Genomic DNA, 15,121 nt, shown 5'->3' with positions numbered 1-15,121 from the left:
GGAGGATCGGAAGGGTTGGAGTTGCAGGCCGAGGTAGCGGTAGGAAGGGTGATCGGGCCCGGCCGGCGTCCCGTGGCGGCGATGCTTGCTGTGGCGCTTATCGCCTCGGCGACTGCCTTCCGTCCACCACCCGCTCGGGCAGCGAATGGTGTTGCCGATCACCTGCCCGCTGCGACTGCCTGTGCCGGAGCGGCCACCAAGTCCGCTGGGTTCGTGGATACGCTCGGCCTGTTCGCTGAATCGTCCATAGACTGCCTGGCCTACTACGGCATAACAAGCGGGACGGCGCCGAACGTCTTCACGCCGGATTCGCCCGTCACCCGGTGGCAGATGGCGTTGTTCCTGGTAAACGCCGCGCCCCTTGCCGGGGTCGACCTGAGCCCACCGGTCGATCAAGGCTTCCAGGACATCGGGCGCCTCCGGCCCTCGGCTCAGGACGCGATCAACCAGCTGGCGAGCCTGGGTATAACACGCGGTACCTCGGCCACCACCTTCTCGCCCAACGCACTGGTCAACCGCAGCCTGATGGCGTTGTTACTGCATCGGTTCCTCCGCCAATCGGACGTCGGGCCGGGTGGGGTCAGCGCCAATAGCGTCAGACCGGACGACACCATCTTCTCGGATATCGGCCACCTCAGCGATGCCGCGAGCCACGCCATCCGGGTCCTGTTCGAGATGGGGGTGACGTCCGGTACCTCGGCAACCACCTTCTCACCCTCGTCGATCGTGACGCGAGCGCAGATGGCCGTCTTCATCACCCGGATGCTGGCGCACACCAATGCCCGTCCCGCCGGCGTGACCATGGTTGCCGCGGCCGACCGGGTGTCCTCGGGCGACACGCTGATCGTGCACGTCTCGGTGCGGGACAGTAATCGTCGGCCGGTTGCGCGCGGCTACCTGGATCTGTTCACCACACCGTTCGCCAGGCCCCTGGCCTCCTTCGACAGCGACGGCCACTGTGTCAACGACATGGAAGCGGTGTTCGGTGAGTCCGTGTGCAGAGTCGACCAGCTCGACCAGCGCCTCGACGATCGTGGCAATCTGCTGGCCGTTCTCCAGCCCACCGATCATGTGGCGCTCTGGGCGTGGACCGGGTCCACCGGTGACACATTCGTCTTCGGCGGTGTTCCGAGCGACATGGTTCGAGTATCGGTGTGGAAGCATGCAGTCGCTGTGGATGTCCTGGACGATCTACCTCCCACGGCCCTCGCAGCTCCGATGGGCGAGGCCGTAGGAATCACCGTCCGGCTGGTGGACGAGGATGGCGGGGTAGTGGAGGACCAGGGTGTCCGTGTTCAGGTGAGTACCACCTTCGAGATCAATGGGATCAGGCAACAACAAGTTGTCAGGACCTATCTGACAGATGACAAGGGGAAGGTGGAACTGTCCTTCCTGGGTAGGGACCCCAGCTCGACACGGGTCGGTGACACCGTCAGGATGGATCTGGACGTGACCGCCGGATTCCTCGATGTATTGGACCGGACCACGCCGGGAGTGGTCAACCACGATGCCGTCGAACCCCGGGACGTCTGGTTCACATGGTCCGATGAGGCGCCTCAGACCGCCACCCTCGGGCTGGCACAGACGGTGCGGTACCACGCGCTGTCGCAGACGGCGCCGGGCCCCACCAACCTGATCAGGGCTTTGCTCACCGATCAGTACGGCACGCCGATACCCGACGCCCGGATCGACTTCACGTCGGATAACCCGGACGGCATAGGCAGCACCCCGTCATCCAGGCTGACCGACCAGAGGGGTCTCGCGACTCTGCGATACCTGTGGGCCAGTGCGGATTCGGCCGCTGAACGCATAACAGCCCGGCTGGCCGGCTCCAACCTGGCGGCCGTCACCATGCAGCACTACTGGGCGAGGCCGGAGCTCAACGAGAGTTCCGGTTTGGGCGTTGTCATCCTCGTTGCCGACACCTTCCGCAATCGGATAGTCGTAGGTGGTCCCACGCCCAGGGCTATCAGCTACACGGGTAGGGACCGGTTCTTGCTGGAAGGCCGGTTGGTGACACCGGCGGTATTCGAGGAGGCGCTCGAAGGCCGCTTCTACGAACGGATCACCTACACCCGGTACTCGACCGATCCCCAGGATGTGAACACGTTCGACTTGACCAACAAGGTCGTCGGCGACGGTTAGGGCCCCGAAACCCGCCGGTCTTACAGGGAACCTCAGGTTCAGGGCGCCATGGGTGGTGTGGTGTTCCTGAGGTTCTGGGCACCACCGCTGGTGCCCTCTGCCTCAAGTTCGTGAATTCGCGAAAATCTGGTGCTTCGCACCGGGCCCTCCCCCGCCACCACCACCGTTGGGTCGGAGCGAGGTCGGCCATGCCCGGCTGGATGCCGGGGGTCGGCCGTCGCTCCATGAAGCCCCGTTTGTTCCCTCGAGCCGGCCTAGCCGAATCGGTCTTGCTTCATCGGCCGGCATAGGTGCTTGGCACTAGGCAACTTATATCTAGGGTGTGACATAGTCTGCGAGAACGCGAAAAAAGACGAAACAGGTTCCTGGTTGGGCTAGCTGGGTGACATGTGACGGGCTCGTCCCGCGCCTTGCGGCCAAAGCGATGACGCACCGAGCCGCCGCGCCGTTCCGATGGGTCCACGCCCATCTGTTCCCCCGGAACCGGTAACCTGGCCGGGTGTCGATGCCCGAGGCTCCCGCGGCCCCCCTCGAGACCGAACCGGATGGCTTGGATGATGGTGCGTCCGTGGCAACCGCCGCGCATACCGTTCTGGCGGTAAGGAGGAGGCTGGGCGGTCGGTGGTCTCTCGGGCTGGTGGGACTGGTCCTAGTCCTCCATGGCGGCGGCCTGCTGTTCGAGCGGTTGCCCGCTCCTTCAAGCGTCGGCGGCGAGCCGGAGCCGGATGGCGGCGGTCTGTTGTTCGGGTGGTCGCTCACCCGCACGGTGCTCGAACTGATCTACCCGAACCGGGACCTTCCCGGGCTCGAGACGCGGGATCTGGGATGGGCGGCGATGTTCTTGATCGTCGGCGCTCTGCTGGTCGTGTGGACATCGGTCAGGTTGGTGAGCCGGAGGCCGATCGTGCGCGGGGACCCGGACGGCCTGGGACTGGCGGTACGGGGACCTTTCCGGCGACCGATCACCATCCCTTGGAGGGAGGTTGCCGGCGTCTCGGCGACGACGGTGACCGACGATTACGGAGACGTCCCCGCGTTGCTGATCCGTCTGGCGGACCCGAGCCGGATCGGACCCAATCCCTGGGGCGCAAGTTGGGTCGAGCCCTCCACCCTGTCTGTCAGCGCGCCGGACTGGGAACAGGATCCCCACGGCGTCGCCGACCGTCTGCGGGAAGTTGCAGCGCTCGGCACCCGCCTGCCGCCGGAAGAGACCGGACCCGACCCGGCGCCACCCGCGACGATCGTCGATCCGGCTCCTGACGTGCCTCTCGGCGAGGGGGACGCATGATCGATGTAGGCGCTCACGTGCCCGGCGAGGATCCGGTAGCCGAGGCCGTCTCACGGGGCGTGGACCTGGTCCAGGTTTTCCTCGGCCCGCCGCAATCGTGGAAGAAGCCCCCGCCACGACTCGACGCTCGGGAACTGAAGGACTCGCCGGTGAGAATCTACGTCCATGCCCCCTACCGGCTCAACGTGGCCAGCCCCAACAACCGGATCCGCATCCCGAGCCGCAAGACCCTGGCCAACATCGTCGACGCCGCCGAGCAGATCGGCGCGGCCGGCGTCGTGGTGCACGGCGGCCATGTGACCGGTGGCGAGCCGGTCGAGAACGGGTTCCCGCGCTGGCGCAAGGCTCTGGAGAGCTTCGAGACCGACCTTCCCATCCTTATCGAGAACACGGCCTCGGGCGACAACGCCCAGGCCCGGCGCATCGATGACCTGGCCCGCCTGTGGGAGGTTATCGGCGACCTCGGACCCGGATTCTGCCTGGACACCTGCCATGTATGGGCCGGGGGAGAGCCCCTGGAAGGGGTGGTGGAGCGGGTGCTCGAGGCGACCGACCGGATCGACCTGGTCCACCTGAACGACTCGCGGGACGGGTTCGACTCCCGGCGGGACCGCCACGCCAACCTGGGCAAGGGACATATCCCCGGAGATCTGCTGGTGGAGATCGTTCGCCGGGCCGGGGCGCCCACCATCATCGAGACCCCGGGCGGCATCGCCGAGCACAACGCCGATCTGGACTGGATCAGGAACCGGCTGGCGACCGCGCCGATCCCGGTCTAGCCGGATCCGCCCTCGCCGTCGCCCCGGTAAACGGCGGCGATGTCGTCCCCGCACTCCGCCTCGATCCGTTCCATGACCGCCCCGTGGCGGGTCGCGTCGACCAGGATCCCGCTCACCTCGTCGGCCGTCATGCCCTCCACCCTCACCTGCCGGCACACTTCCCAGGCCAGGTAGTCGAGGTCGTCCGGGGGTTGCTCATCCCCGCAAGAGGCGCCGAAGAGCATGGCCATCATCAGGAACAGGCACCAGCCCCGTAGGCCTGCCCCCGTCCGATCGGAAACTCGGTCCCATCGCATCACCGTCCGTCTCACGCTAGTGACGGTGCTTCCGACGGTAGTGTCCAAGGACTATCTCTCCTTCCGACGAGGAGAATCGAAGATGGTCTCATGGTCAGCTTCGGGCCGAAAGTGATGATTCTCTCGCCGGATGCGCCACTTGATGAATGGCAGCGGCGCCAGGAGCCGGGGCCTGGAGGTGGGTCTGGTGATCTCCAAGCCGGACGCCCGCTGGGCTGCCGTGGAGGTCAGGCTGGGTGGGCAAGAGGCCGTAGACAAGGCTGCGGCGTCCCTGCTCCGACTCCGAGCCAGAGTCGACGGGGCCTCACAAGGCACTCCGTCCCGGCTCATGGTGGTCACGGCCACCGGTTACGCCTTCGAGCGTCCCGACGGGGTATGCGTGGTCCCCATCACCTCACTGGGCCGTGAATCGCATCCGAGCACTAGCCCCTCGCTGTCGGCGGTCACAGTCACGGTGTCGCCGGAGCGGAAGCGTCCTTCCAGCAGGCCCAGGGCCAGCGGGTCGACCAGGGCGGTCTGGAGGAGGCGCTTGAGCGGACGGGCGCCATAGGCGGGGTCGTAACCCTCGTAGGCCAGCCAGTCGGCCGCCTCGTCGCACAGCTCCACCGTGATGCCCCGGGCCTCGATGCGCTCGGCGAGCCGGGCGAACTGGAGGTCCACGATCTGGCGCAGATCCTGCGCCGTGAGCCGGGAGAAAACCACGATGTCGTCGATCCGGTTGAGGAACTCGGGGCGGAAGTGATTCCGCACCCGTTCCATCACCCGGCTCCGCACCGCCTCCCCGGGCAGATCCGGGGTGATCAGTTCCGAGCCCAGGTTGGAGGTCATGATCAGCACCGCGTTGGTGAAGTCCACGGTCCGGCCCTGGCCGTCGGTGAGCCTCCCGTCGTCGAGTACCTGGAGGAGCGCTCCGAACACTTCGGAATGGGCCTTTTCCACCTCGTCCAGCAGCACCACCGAGTAGGGGCGCCGCCGGACCGCCTCGGTCAGCTGACCTCCCTCCTCGTAGCCCACGTAGCCGGGAGGAGCGCCGACCAGCCGGCTGACCGAGTGCTTCTCCATGTATTCGGACATGTCGATCCGGACCATCGCCCGCTCGTCGTCGAACATGAAGGCGGCCAGGGTCTTGGCCAGCTCAGTCTTGCCCACTCCGGAAGGACCGAGGAACAGGAAGGAGCCGATCGGGCGGTTGGGATCGGCCAGACCGGAGCGGCTCCGGCGGATGGCGCCGGCCACCGCCGCCACCCCGGCGTCCTGGCCGATCACTCGCTCGTGGAGATGATCCTCGAGGTGGACCAGCCTCGCCATCTCGCTCTCCATGAGGCGCGAGACGGGGATCCCGGTCCAGCGGCTCACCACCGCCGCCACGTCCTCCTCGGTGACCTCCTCGCTGAGCATGGACATATCGGCCTGCAGGTCGGCCAGGGCCTCCTCGCGGGTCGCCAGCTCCCGATCCAGGCGGGGGAGCTCTCCGTACTGCAGCTCGGCGGCCCGCTGCAGGTCACCGGCCCGGGTGGCCTGATCCGACTCCATGCGGGCATCCTCGATCTGTTGCTTGACCGACCTGATCGCCTCGATCTCGTCCTTCTCGTGCTGCCAGTGGGTGGTCAGGCGGTCCAGTTCCTCGGTGATCTCGGCCATCTCCTGGCCGACAGCCTCCATCCGAGCCTTCGAACCCTCGTCGGATTCCTTGCCCAGCGCGTTCGCCTCGATCTCCAGCTGGCGCAGGCGGCGGGTCAACGTGTCGATCTCCTCGGGCATCGAGTCGATCTCGATGCGGAGCCGCGAGGCGGCCTCGTCCATCAGGTCGATGGCCTTGTCGGGCAGGTGCCGGGAGGTGATGTAGCGGTCGGACAGCACCGCCGCGGCGATCAGGGCGCTATCGGTGATCCGGACCCCGTGGTGTACCTCGTAGCGCTCCTTCAGACCCCGCAGGATCCCCACCGTCTCGTCGGTGCTGGGAGGGGCCACCATCACGGGTTGGAAGCGCCGTTCAAGGGCGGCGTCCTTCTCCACGTGCTTGCGGTACTCGTCGAGCGTGGTGGCGCCGATCATGCGGAGTTCGCCCCGGGCGAGAAGCGGCTTGAGCATGTTGGAGGCGTCCATCGCCCCCTCGGCGGCGCCGGCGCCCACAAGCGTGTGCATCTCGTCGATGAAGGTGACGATCCGGCCCTCGGCGGCCTTGATCTCGTCCAGAGTGGCCTTGAGGCGCTCCTCGAACTCCCCGCGGTACTTGGCTCCCGCCACCATGGCGCCCAGGTCGAGCGCCACTATGCGCTTGTTCTTGAGGCCTTCGGGAACGTCGCCGTCGAGGATGCGAAGTGCCAAGCCTTCGGCGATGGCGGTCTTGCCGACGCCGGGCTCACCGATGAGAACCGGGTTGTTCTTGGTGCGCCGGCTCAGCACCTGGATGATCCGGCGGATCTCATCGTCCCGTCCGATTACCGGGTCGAGCTTGCCCGCTCCGGCCTCGGCGACAAGGTCGCGCCCGTACCGTTCCAGAGCGGCCATCGTGTCCTCAGGGTTATCGGTGGTGATCCGCCGGGCGCCTCGCACCTCCGCCAGCACATCGGCGATCGCCTGGGCGGTGACACCGGAGTCCCGCAGGAGGCTTCCGGCTCGCGTGTCGGACCCGGCCAGGGCGGCCAGCACGTGTTCTACGGAGGTGTAGCTGTCACCGGCGGTCGCCATTCCCGTTTGGGCGTCCTCCAGGATGCGGATGGTGGCGCGGGCATAGCCGGTCTCGGTGCCTCCATACACCTGTGGGAGGGAATTGACCAGGGCCTCGGCGCCTTGCCGGAGGAGGGCCGGCGCCACGTCGAGGCGGGCGAGCAGGGGGAGGGTGACGGTGTCGGGTTGCCCGAGGAGAGCCAAGAGCAGATGGGCGGGCTCGACCGCCTGATGATGCCGAGCAGCGGCATCGTCGCGGGCCGTTACCAGGGCCGCCTGTGCCTTCTGGGTGAAACGTCCTGCGTCCATCGCTTATCCGCCTTCCCGGGAGCCGACTACCTTCATTCCCATCTGTTACAACGCCGGGTGCGCGTTGCTTATGCCCAGAAAATCTAAGCGTAAGTCTATCAACTTCAGAACCTATCAGCCTGACTGGCGGTCCTTATCTGCTGTCGCCTGACAGCCGTCTCGAGTGGTAAGCACCCTGGCGGGATGGTCCCCTCGGTAACCTCCCATAGGAACCCGGTGCTGCGTTTCGAGAACGATCCGGGACCTGACGAGGGAGCTACACGCCCGATGCCCCTGACCAGCCTTGCAGACGGCCTGTTGTTTGGAGAGCGCTACGGAGCGGGTCCGATCCAGGTGGTCGCCCTCCATGGTTGGGGTAGGGACCGGCGTGATTTCCAGCACGTTCTGCAGGATCTCGATGCGGTGGCCGTCGACCTGCCCGGGTTCGGCGCCACGCCTCCCCCGCCGGCCGCCACCGGCGCGGAGGGATACGCCCGGGTGGTGGCCGCGTGGATCGAGCAACTCCCCGACCCTCAGGTGCTGGTGGGCCACTCCTTCGGCGGCCGGGTCGCGGTGGTGCTGGCGGCTACCAGGCCGGAGCTGGTGGCCGGTCTGGTCCTGGTAGGGGTGCCCCTGCTACACCGTTCGGATCGAACCGCCCGCCGACCTTCCGTTGCCTACCGCCTGGTGCGTCTGGCCAACCGGGCCGGCCTCGTCAGCGACGAGCGCCTCGAGCGCGAGAAGCGCAGCCGTGGATCGGCCGACTACCGGGCGGCGACCGGGGTGATGCGCGACACCCTGGTGAAGGTGGTGAACGAGAGCTACGAGGACGTACTGCCCGAAGTGGTGTGCCCGGTGTCCATGGTATGGGGCGCCGACGACTCGGAGGTTCCGCTGGAGGTGGCCTACCGCGCCGGAGAGCTCTTCGAGTTCGCGGACCTTGACGTGGTGGAGGGTTGCGGCCATGACCTCCCCGGAGAGGCCCCGGACCGGATCCGGGATCTCATCGAGGTGATGTTATGAGTTGGGTCTCCTGGCTGGCACCGGTGCTGAGCCTGGCGGGCATCGCCCTCGCGGCCATCAAATGGCTGCGGGTGGCCCAGCGGGAGCACTATCTGGCCGGTTCGATCGTTTTCATGCGCCGGGTTTGGATTGCCGCCCGGCCCGTGAACGCCCTGGAGGCGGTGATGCTCGCCGGTGCCCTGGTCGGCTACGCCCTGGCGCCGGATTCGTTCTGGCCTCTGGTGGGTTGCGTGGGGATGGCGATCTTCCCGCTCGGCCTCGGTTACCGCGGCCGGACGTCTCCGCTCAACTGGACCGCCCGGCTCAGGCGTACTGCCATCGTGGGGGCGATCGTCCTGGGCCTGGCAACCGCCCTGCTCGGCCGGATGATCACTCTCGTGCTCGGCTGGGGATGGCCCGGCGCTCTCTCCATGGCCGCAGTCGTCTCGTGGTATGCCATCCCGGATCTCGTGCTGTGGGTGGCGGCCCCGATCGAGCGGCGCCTGTCGCAGAAGTTCGTGGTTCGGGCGACCGGTACGTTGCGCCGGGTGGCGCCGGTGGTGGTGGGTATCACCGGAAGCTACGGCAAGACCAGCACCAAGTGGTACGTCCGCGACCTCGTGACCGGGACCAGGCGGGTGGTGGCCAGCCCGGCCAGCTTCAATAACCGCCTCGGCCTCGCCCGGGCGATCAACGAGACCCTGACCGACGACACCGAGGTGTTCGTGGCCGAGATGGGCGCCTACCAGCCGGGGGAGATCGCCGACACCTGCTCGTGGATTCCTCCGGGCATCGCAGTGCTGACCGCCATAGGACCGGTTCACCTGCAACGGTTCAAGTCGGAGGAGCGCATCATCGAGGCCAAGTCCGAAATCTTCGAGCGGGCCGGGGTGGCGATCATCAATGTCGATCATCCGGCGCTGGCGGACCTGGCCGGGAGCATGGGCGACCGGAAGGTCTGGCGATGCGGGACCTCCGAGAAGGCCACGGACGTGCGGGTCCGCCAGAATGGCCACCTTCTGACCATCGTCCTGCACGACCGGGCGCTCGGCGATCCGATCCCGGCGGGTCCGTTCCCCGCCAACCTGGCCTGTGCGGTGGCTGTGGCCCTGGAGCTGGGAGTTCCTCCAGGCGCCGTGTCCGACCGGGCCGGCCGGCTCGCCCCCACGGACCATCGTCAGGCGACCGGTCGGTCACAGGCAGGGTTCGAGGTCATCGACGACACCTTCAACTCCAATCCCGCCGGCGCCGCCCGCGCCCTGGGGGTTCTGATGAGCGCGGGGGTGTCTCAAGGCCGCCGGGCGGTGGTGACTCCCGGAATGGTGGAACTCGGGCCGCAGCAGCATGACGCCAACCGCCGGTTCGCCGCGGCCGCCGCAGAGGTGGCGGATCACCTGGTCATAGTGGGTAGGGCCAACCGCAGAGCATTGCTTCATGGTGCCCGAGGGGGCTCGGCCGAGGTGACCCTGGTTGACAACCGGGAGCAGGCGGTGGGCTGGGTCCGGGAGCACCTGGCTGCGGGCGATGCCGTCCTGTACGAGAACGACCTGCCCGATCACTACCCGTGAGGGGCTGGACCCGCGCCGGCCGGGATACCCCGAAAGACCCTTGGCACGTACGCGGTCGGCCCGTGTGACTTCGCTGACGAGACCCCTACCCCTATCTGACGGGTTCCGGCGGCTCGATCGATTTTTCGCGTTCTCGTTGTAGAAGGTCGAATCTGTCACGACCCCTCTATACGTTGCCTACCGCTAATCACCTACGCCGGCGAGCAGCTACCGACGATCGGTTCGCCGGCCCAGGGGACATACGAGCTTTTAGGAGCGAAGGCCGACTTCCCGGCATCCAGCCGGGCATGGCCGACCTCGCTCCGAAGCAGGACAGGTGGTGGTGGGGGCGGGCCCTGGGCCGGAGGCCCGATTTTCGCGAGGTTGCCGATGGTCCGGAAGTCCCGGTCGGCCGTGCGGGATCAGCGCCTGGGTCCGGCGGAGTACCGGTCACACCTGGAGGCCGGCGATCAGTTCCTGCTTGAGGCCGGACAGTTCCGGGCTCAGCGACACGTGGTAGGTGTGGGGGTTGACCAGGCGCCGCACTCCGGGGTCCAGGCGGGCCAGGTCCGCTGTCCGCCGTGCTCTGGCCGCCTTGAGATCGTCGAAGTCATCGGCAACGCGCCGGCCTGCCTCCAGCACCTTCACCCGGAGCGGCTCCACCTCCGACACCTGGCGGGCAGTCAGCGTCCGACGCACCTCGGGATGGTTTGGATGGACCAGGTGGAGAGGCCGGGTGCCCGGGTCGAAGCCATCCAGGGTGATCAGGTCGGCCGTGGCCGTTCCTCGATGGTCATAGATCCTCCATAGCCGTTTGCGGCCCGGATCCAGCACCTTGGCGGGCGTCTCGGAAATCTTGATCGCCGGGGTCCACTCCCCACCCGAGTCCCTTACCGCCACCAGCTTGAACACGCCGTTGGGGCTCGGGCAACCGTCCGAGGTGACCAGGCGGGTTCCCACCCCGTAGACGAGCCGGTCGAGAAGGCGGCCCGGATCCACGCCGTAGTCCCCGGCCTCCTCCAGGATCTGGTTGCGCACCTGCCAGATGGTGAGCTCGTCCAGATCGGAGGAGAGCACGATCGACACGTCCTCGAAGCCGGCCCCGTCGAGCATGGCCGCTGACCGGACCGCCAGGTAGGCAAGGTCACCCGAATCAAGCCGGATCCCTACGGGTCGATGGCCCTTCCGCCTCAGCTCCTCGAACACGGTGATGGCGTTGGGAAGGCCCGACTCGAGGGTGTTGATCGTGTCGACCAGCAGAAGGCAATCGTCCGGGTACAGGTCGGCATAGGCCCTGAAGGCCTCGAGCTCGCCTCCCGATTCGGCTATGAACACTTGGACCAGCGAATGGGCATGGGTGCCGCGAGGGACGAAGCCCAGCCGGTGCGAGGTGGCGAAGTTGGAGGATCCCGCCGCTCCGCGATGAGAGCAGCCCTGGTGGCCGAGTCGGCCGCGGGTCCGGGCGCCCTCCGCATCCCGAACTCCAGGACCGCGGTGCCGCCCGCCGCTTCCACCGCCCGAGAGGTCTTGGTGGCAACCAGCGTGGCGTAATTGAGCCGGTTCAGCAGCGGGGTCTCCAGGAGTTGAGCCACGGCCAGCGGCGCCTCCACGGTCACGACCGGCGTCTTGGGATGCACCACCCGGCCCTCCGGAATCGCCCACATCGAGAGCGACGCGAACCCGTCCGATCCGGTCAGCCATTCGATGAACGGCTCGCCGAAGAGGCGCTCGCCGGCGCTGGTTCGCGCGGTGCGCAGGGCGTCCGCCTCCGCGGATCCGAACCAGGTGCGCTCCATCCAGTCGATCAGCGGCCCGAGACCGGCGGTGATGCAGTATCCGGCCTGGTGGTCGCCGTAGTCGGGGTAGGAGCGGAAGTGGTAGTCGAACTGGGCGGGCCGGTCGGCCAGACCATGGGTGTGATAGAGCTGAGCCATGGTCAGCTGGTAATGGTCGGTGGACAGGATGCCCTCGGTGAGCACGCCGCCACGTTACCCGAGCAAGTACCCTGAAGATGTGACTGTCTATGCCTCGGACACCGCGCTGATCGTGGTGGACGTCCAGAACGACTTCGCCGATCCGGGGGGAAGCCTCTACGTTCCGGGCGGGGACACGCAGGTGGTTCCGGCGGTGAACCATCAGATATCCCTGGCGCTGGAGGCCGGCGCCTCCCTCTTCTACACCCAGGACTGGCACCCGGAGCGCACGCCGCACTTCGCCATCGACGGCGGCATCTGGCCGGTCCATTGCGTGGCCGGCACCCCCGGCGCCGGCTTCCACCCCGACCTCCGGGTCGAGGGTCCCAGCGTCCACAAGGGCGCCGGCGGGGAGGACGGCTACTCGGGATTCACGATGCGGGATCCGGTGTCGGGCGAGGAGATCCCCACCGGGCTGGCCGCCATGATCCGGGAGGCGGGTTGCCTGCGGGTCGTGGTGGTGGGGCTGGCCCTCGACTACTGCGTCAAGGACACGGCCCTCGACTCGGCCGCGGAAGGGTTCGACACCACCGTGCTCCTCGCCGCCACCGCCGCGGTCAATCTGAACCCGGGCGACGGGGACGCGGCAGTCCGCCAGCTTCGCGAGGCGGGCGTAACGGTCGGATGAGCGCCGTTGCGGATGCGATCCGGGCCGAGGTCATCCCGCATATCGACGACATAGGCGTGACGCTCGGATCGGTCACGGCCATGGACGAGCTGGCCGGGAGCGGCTTCGTGACCTCGGGATCGATCATGGTGCCCTGCCCCTGGTTCCCGGCGGCGGCCGAACTGGCGGCCCGGCGGCCCGATCTCGACCTGGGCCTGCACCTGACCCTCACCTCCGAGTCGGCCCGGATGCGATGGCGCCCGATGTCGACCGCCTCCAAGTCGTCCGGACTGATCGACGATGACGGGTACATGTGGCCTACGGTCCCGGAGCTTCGTGCCCGAGCCCGGCCGGGGGCCGTGGAGGAAGAGCTCGAGACGCAGATCGCGGCAGCGCTCGAGGCGGGCATCGACGTGACCCATCTCGATCATCACATGGGCGGGGCTCTGGCCCCGGAACTGGCCGAGATCACGCTGGGCGTGGCCCGGCGCCACCGCCTGCCGGTGCTGATGCCGCTCGACCCGGCCGCTTATGCATCGGTACTCGAATGGGGTCCCGCCGATCTCTCCCTCCTCGACGACTTGCGGGACGATCTGGTGGCGTCAGGAGGCGTGGGAGCCGATCATTTCATGATGGGTCTCACCTATCAGGACGAGGCCCCGCGCCAGGTCTACGGGCGATTCCTGGATGAGGCGACCGGTGTGGCGTTCCTGTCCATGCATTGCAACGCTCCCGGAGAGGTGTCGGCGGTCCATCCCGACGACGCCGCCTGGAGGATCGCCGAGTACGAGTGGGCGAGAGCGGGAGCGTTGGAAGCGCCCGACGATGTGGTGCTCTCCGACTTCCGGCAGCTGGGCGCTCGCTGGCGGTGGGGCTACGGCGGTTAAGTCGGCGCCCGTGAGTGCAGGGGACACGCGCGAAAGGCACGTCCTGAGCTCCAGCGCGCGGGCCCGCCCTGCCATGATGGCACCATGAAGGTTCCGCTTACAGTCCGCGACCACCTCGACCGGGCCATGGCCGTGTATCCCGACCGGGTCGCCTTTGTCGACGAGCGCGACCAGCCCGCGCCCTCCATGGGCGAGGTCACGTTCTCGCGCATGGGCGAGCTGGTCGACGCCACCGGCGCAGGCCTCGACGCGCTCGGGGTGCCGATGGGAGGCCGGGTGGCCATGGTGTCGCACAACGCCGGGCGCCTGCTCACCTGCTTCTGGGGCGTCAGCGGCAACGGACGCATCTTCGTGCCCATCAACTTCCGGCTCAGCCTCGACGAGGTGTCCTACATAGTGGAACACTGCGGCGCCGACGTGCTGCTGGTCGATCCCGAGCTGGCCGACGCGCTTCATCCGGTGAAGTGCCGCCACAAGTTCGTGCTCGGCGACGAGTCGGACGGGGCTCTGTGGCGGTTCGGCGAGTCGCCGCATCCCTGGGAGCCCCACGAGGACCAGACCGCGGTCATCAACTACACCTCGGGCACCACGGCCCGGCCCAAGGGGGTGGAGCAGACCCACCGCAGCCTGTGGATCAACGCGGCCGTGTTCGGCCTGCACGCCTCCGTCACCGACCGAGACATCTACCTGCACACCCTGCCGATGTTCCACTGCAACGGGTGGGGTATGCCCTACGTGCTGGTCGGCATGGGCGCCAAGCAGGTGGTGCTGCGCAAAGTCGACGGGGCCGAGATCCTGCGCCGGGTGGATGCCCACGGCATCACGCTGCTGTGCGGCGCGCCGGCGGTGGTGGCCGCCGTGCTCGACGCGGCCGCACAGTGGGACGGCCCCATCCCGGGCGCGGGGCGCACCCGCATGGTGGTAGCGGGCGCACCCCCTCCCACCCGGACCATCGAGCGGATGGAGACCGAGCTGGGTTGGGAGTTCATCCAGCTCTACGGTCTTACCGAGACAGCCCCGGTGCTGACCCTCAACCGTGCCCGGGCCGAGTGGGATGTGCTCTCGCCGGATGAGCGAGCTCGCAAGCTGTCGCGCCAGGGCGTGCCCGCGCTGGGAGTGCGCATGCAGGTGAGTGCCTCCGGCGAGTTCCTGGCCCGCAGCAACCATGTGCTTGAGGGCTATTGGGAGCAGCCCGACGCCACCGCGGACGCCATCGTCGACGGCTGGTTCCACACCGGAGACGGTGGGTATCTCGACGACGACGGCTACTACATGATCACCGACCGCAAGAAGGACGTGATCATCTCCGGGGGCGAGAACGTGTCGTCGATCGAGGTGGAGGACGCTCTGTTCTCGCATCCGGCCGTGGCCGAGGTGGCGGTGATCGGGGTGCCCGACGAGAAGTGGGGCGAGACGGTGAAGGCGCTGGTGGTGCTGGCTGCTGGAGCAACCGCCACGCCCGAGGAGTTGATCGCCCACTGCCGGGAGCGGATCGCCCACTACAAGTGCCCCACGTCGGTGGAGATGCGCGACGAACTGGCCCGCACGGCCACCGGCAAGCTGCAGAAGTTCAAGCTGCGGGCCCCCTACTGGGAGGGCAAGACCAAAGCTGTCAACTGATGAACGTGGTCGGTCAGCG

10 protein-coding genes and 1 pseudogene are annotated in these 15,121 nt (G+C 67.7%); 8 read left to right on the top strand and 3 right to left on the bottom strand.

Annotated features, from left to right (window positions below):
- Window positions 1-15 precede the first annotated feature (15 nt).
- From ACOQPD_RS09045 to ACOQPD_RS09035, 3 genes are all read left to right on the top strand, one after another.
- On the top strand, window positions 16-2,145 hold the full coding sequence (locus tag ACOQPD_RS09045; protein WP_420611627.1) for an S-layer homology domain-containing protein: 2,130 nt from the start codon (window positions 16-18) through the stop codon (window positions 2,143-2,145).
- Between the two features lie 505 nt (window positions 2,146-2,650).
- Complete coding sequence (locus ACOQPD_RS09040) at window positions 2,651-3,433, top strand: hypothetical protein (protein WP_420611626.1); 783 nt, start codon at window positions 2,651-2,653, stop codon at window positions 3,431-3,433.
- Window positions 3,430-4,212: a deoxyribonuclease IV gene (locus tag ACOQPD_RS09035; protein WP_420611625.1), complete on the top strand. Its 783-nt coding sequence runs from the start codon at window positions 3,430-3,432 to the stop codon at window positions 4,210-4,212. Before ACOQPD_RS09040 ends, ACOQPD_RS09035 begins: the two co-directional genes overlap by 4 nt.
- On the opposite strand, the gene ACOQPD_RS09030 is transcribed toward ACOQPD_RS09035, so the two are convergent.
- Entirely contained in the window at window positions 4,209-4,556 is a 348-nt protein-coding gene (locus tag ACOQPD_RS09030; RefSeq protein WP_420611624.1) for a hypothetical protein, read from the bottom strand. The two genes, ACOQPD_RS09035 and ACOQPD_RS09030, sit on opposite strands and share 4 nt — an antisense overlap.
- A gap of 300 nt (window positions 4,557-4,856) precedes the next feature.
- Complete coding sequence (clpB, locus tag ACOQPD_RS09025; protein ID WP_420611623.1) at window positions 4,857-7,487, bottom strand: ATP-dependent chaperone ClpB; 2,631 nt, start codon at window positions 7,485-7,487, stop codon at window positions 4,857-4,859.
- Window positions 7,488-7,754: 267 nt separating this feature from the next.
- Here clpB and ACOQPD_RS09020 point away from each other — a divergent pair, with 267 nt between their 5' ends.
- Window positions 7,755-8,489, top strand: coding sequence for an alpha/beta fold hydrolase (locus ACOQPD_RS09020; protein ID WP_420611622.1), 735 nt, complete (start codon window positions 7,755-7,757; stop codon window positions 8,487-8,489).
- Complete coding sequence (locus ACOQPD_RS09015) at window positions 8,486-10,036, top strand: Mur ligase family protein (RefSeq protein ID WP_420611621.1); 1,551 nt, start codon at window positions 8,486-8,488, stop codon at window positions 10,034-10,036. The genes ACOQPD_RS09020 and ACOQPD_RS09015 overlap by 4 nt, the downstream gene beginning before the upstream one ends.
- A gap of 429 nt (window positions 10,037-10,465) precedes the next feature.
- Here the strand turns inward: ACOQPD_RS09015 and ACOQPD_RS09010 are convergent.
- A pseudogene (locus ACOQPD_RS09010) lies at window positions 10,466-11,949 on the bottom strand (nicotinate phosphoribosyltransferase).
- 37 nt (window positions 11,950-11,986) lie between these two features.
- Here ACOQPD_RS09010 and ACOQPD_RS09005 point away from each other — a divergent pair.
- From ACOQPD_RS09005 to ACOQPD_RS08995, 3 genes are all read left to right on the top strand, one after another.
- On the top strand, window positions 11,987-12,616 hold the full coding sequence (locus tag ACOQPD_RS09005) for an isochorismatase family protein (protein ID WP_420611620.1): 630 nt from the start codon (window positions 11,987-11,989) through the stop codon (window positions 12,614-12,616).
- Entirely contained in the window at window positions 12,613-13,482 is an 870-nt protein-coding gene (locus tag ACOQPD_RS09000) for a ChbG/HpnK family deacetylase (protein ID WP_420611619.1), read from the top strand. The genes ACOQPD_RS09005 and ACOQPD_RS09000 overlap by 4 nt, the downstream gene beginning before the upstream one ends.
- Window positions 13,483-13,566: 84 nt before the next feature.
- Complete coding sequence (locus tag ACOQPD_RS08995) at window positions 13,567-15,102, top strand: AMP-binding protein (protein WP_420611618.1); 1,536 nt, start codon at window positions 13,567-13,569, stop codon at window positions 15,100-15,102.
- The last annotated feature ends 19 nt before the right edge of the window (window positions 15,103-15,121 follow it).

It is taken from the genome of Candidatus Spongiisocius sp., from assembly GCF_965221825.1.
Taxonomy (GTDB): domain Bacteria; phylum Actinomycetota; class Acidimicrobiia; order Spongiisociales; family Spongiisociaceae; genus Spongiisocius.
This window is presented reverse-complemented; position numbering and strand designations above follow the sequence as displayed.

Bases quoted from the DNA above. Each gene is read 5' to 3' on its own strand.
- ACOQPD_RS09035 (WP_420611625.1), top strand. From the start codon at position 3,430: ATGATCGATGTAGGCGCTCACGTGCCCGGCGAGGATCCGGTAGCCGAG.
- ACOQPD_RS09040 (WP_420611626.1), top strand. From the start codon at position 2,651: ATGCCCGAGGCTCCCGCGGCCCCCCTCGAGACCGAACCGGATGGCTTG.
- ACOQPD_RS08995 (WP_420611618.1), top strand. From the start codon at position 13,567: ATGAAGGTTCCGCTTACAGTCCGCGACCACCTCGACCGGGCCATGGCC.
- ACOQPD_RS09015 (WP_420611621.1), top strand. From the start codon at position 8,486: ATGAGTTGGGTCTCCTGGCTGGCACCGGTGCTGAGCCTGGCGGGCATC.
- ACOQPD_RS09000 (WP_420611619.1), top strand. From the start codon at position 12,613: ATGAGCGCCGTTGCGGATGCGATCCGGGCCGAGGTCATCCCGCATATC.
- ACOQPD_RS09020 (WP_420611622.1), top strand. From the start codon at position 7,755: ATGCCCCTGACCAGCCTTGCAGACGGCCTGTTGTTTGGAGAGCGCTAC.
- clpB (WP_420611623.1), bottom strand. From the start codon at position 7,487: ATGGACGCAGGACGTTTCACCCAGAAGGCACAGGCGGCCCTGGTAACG.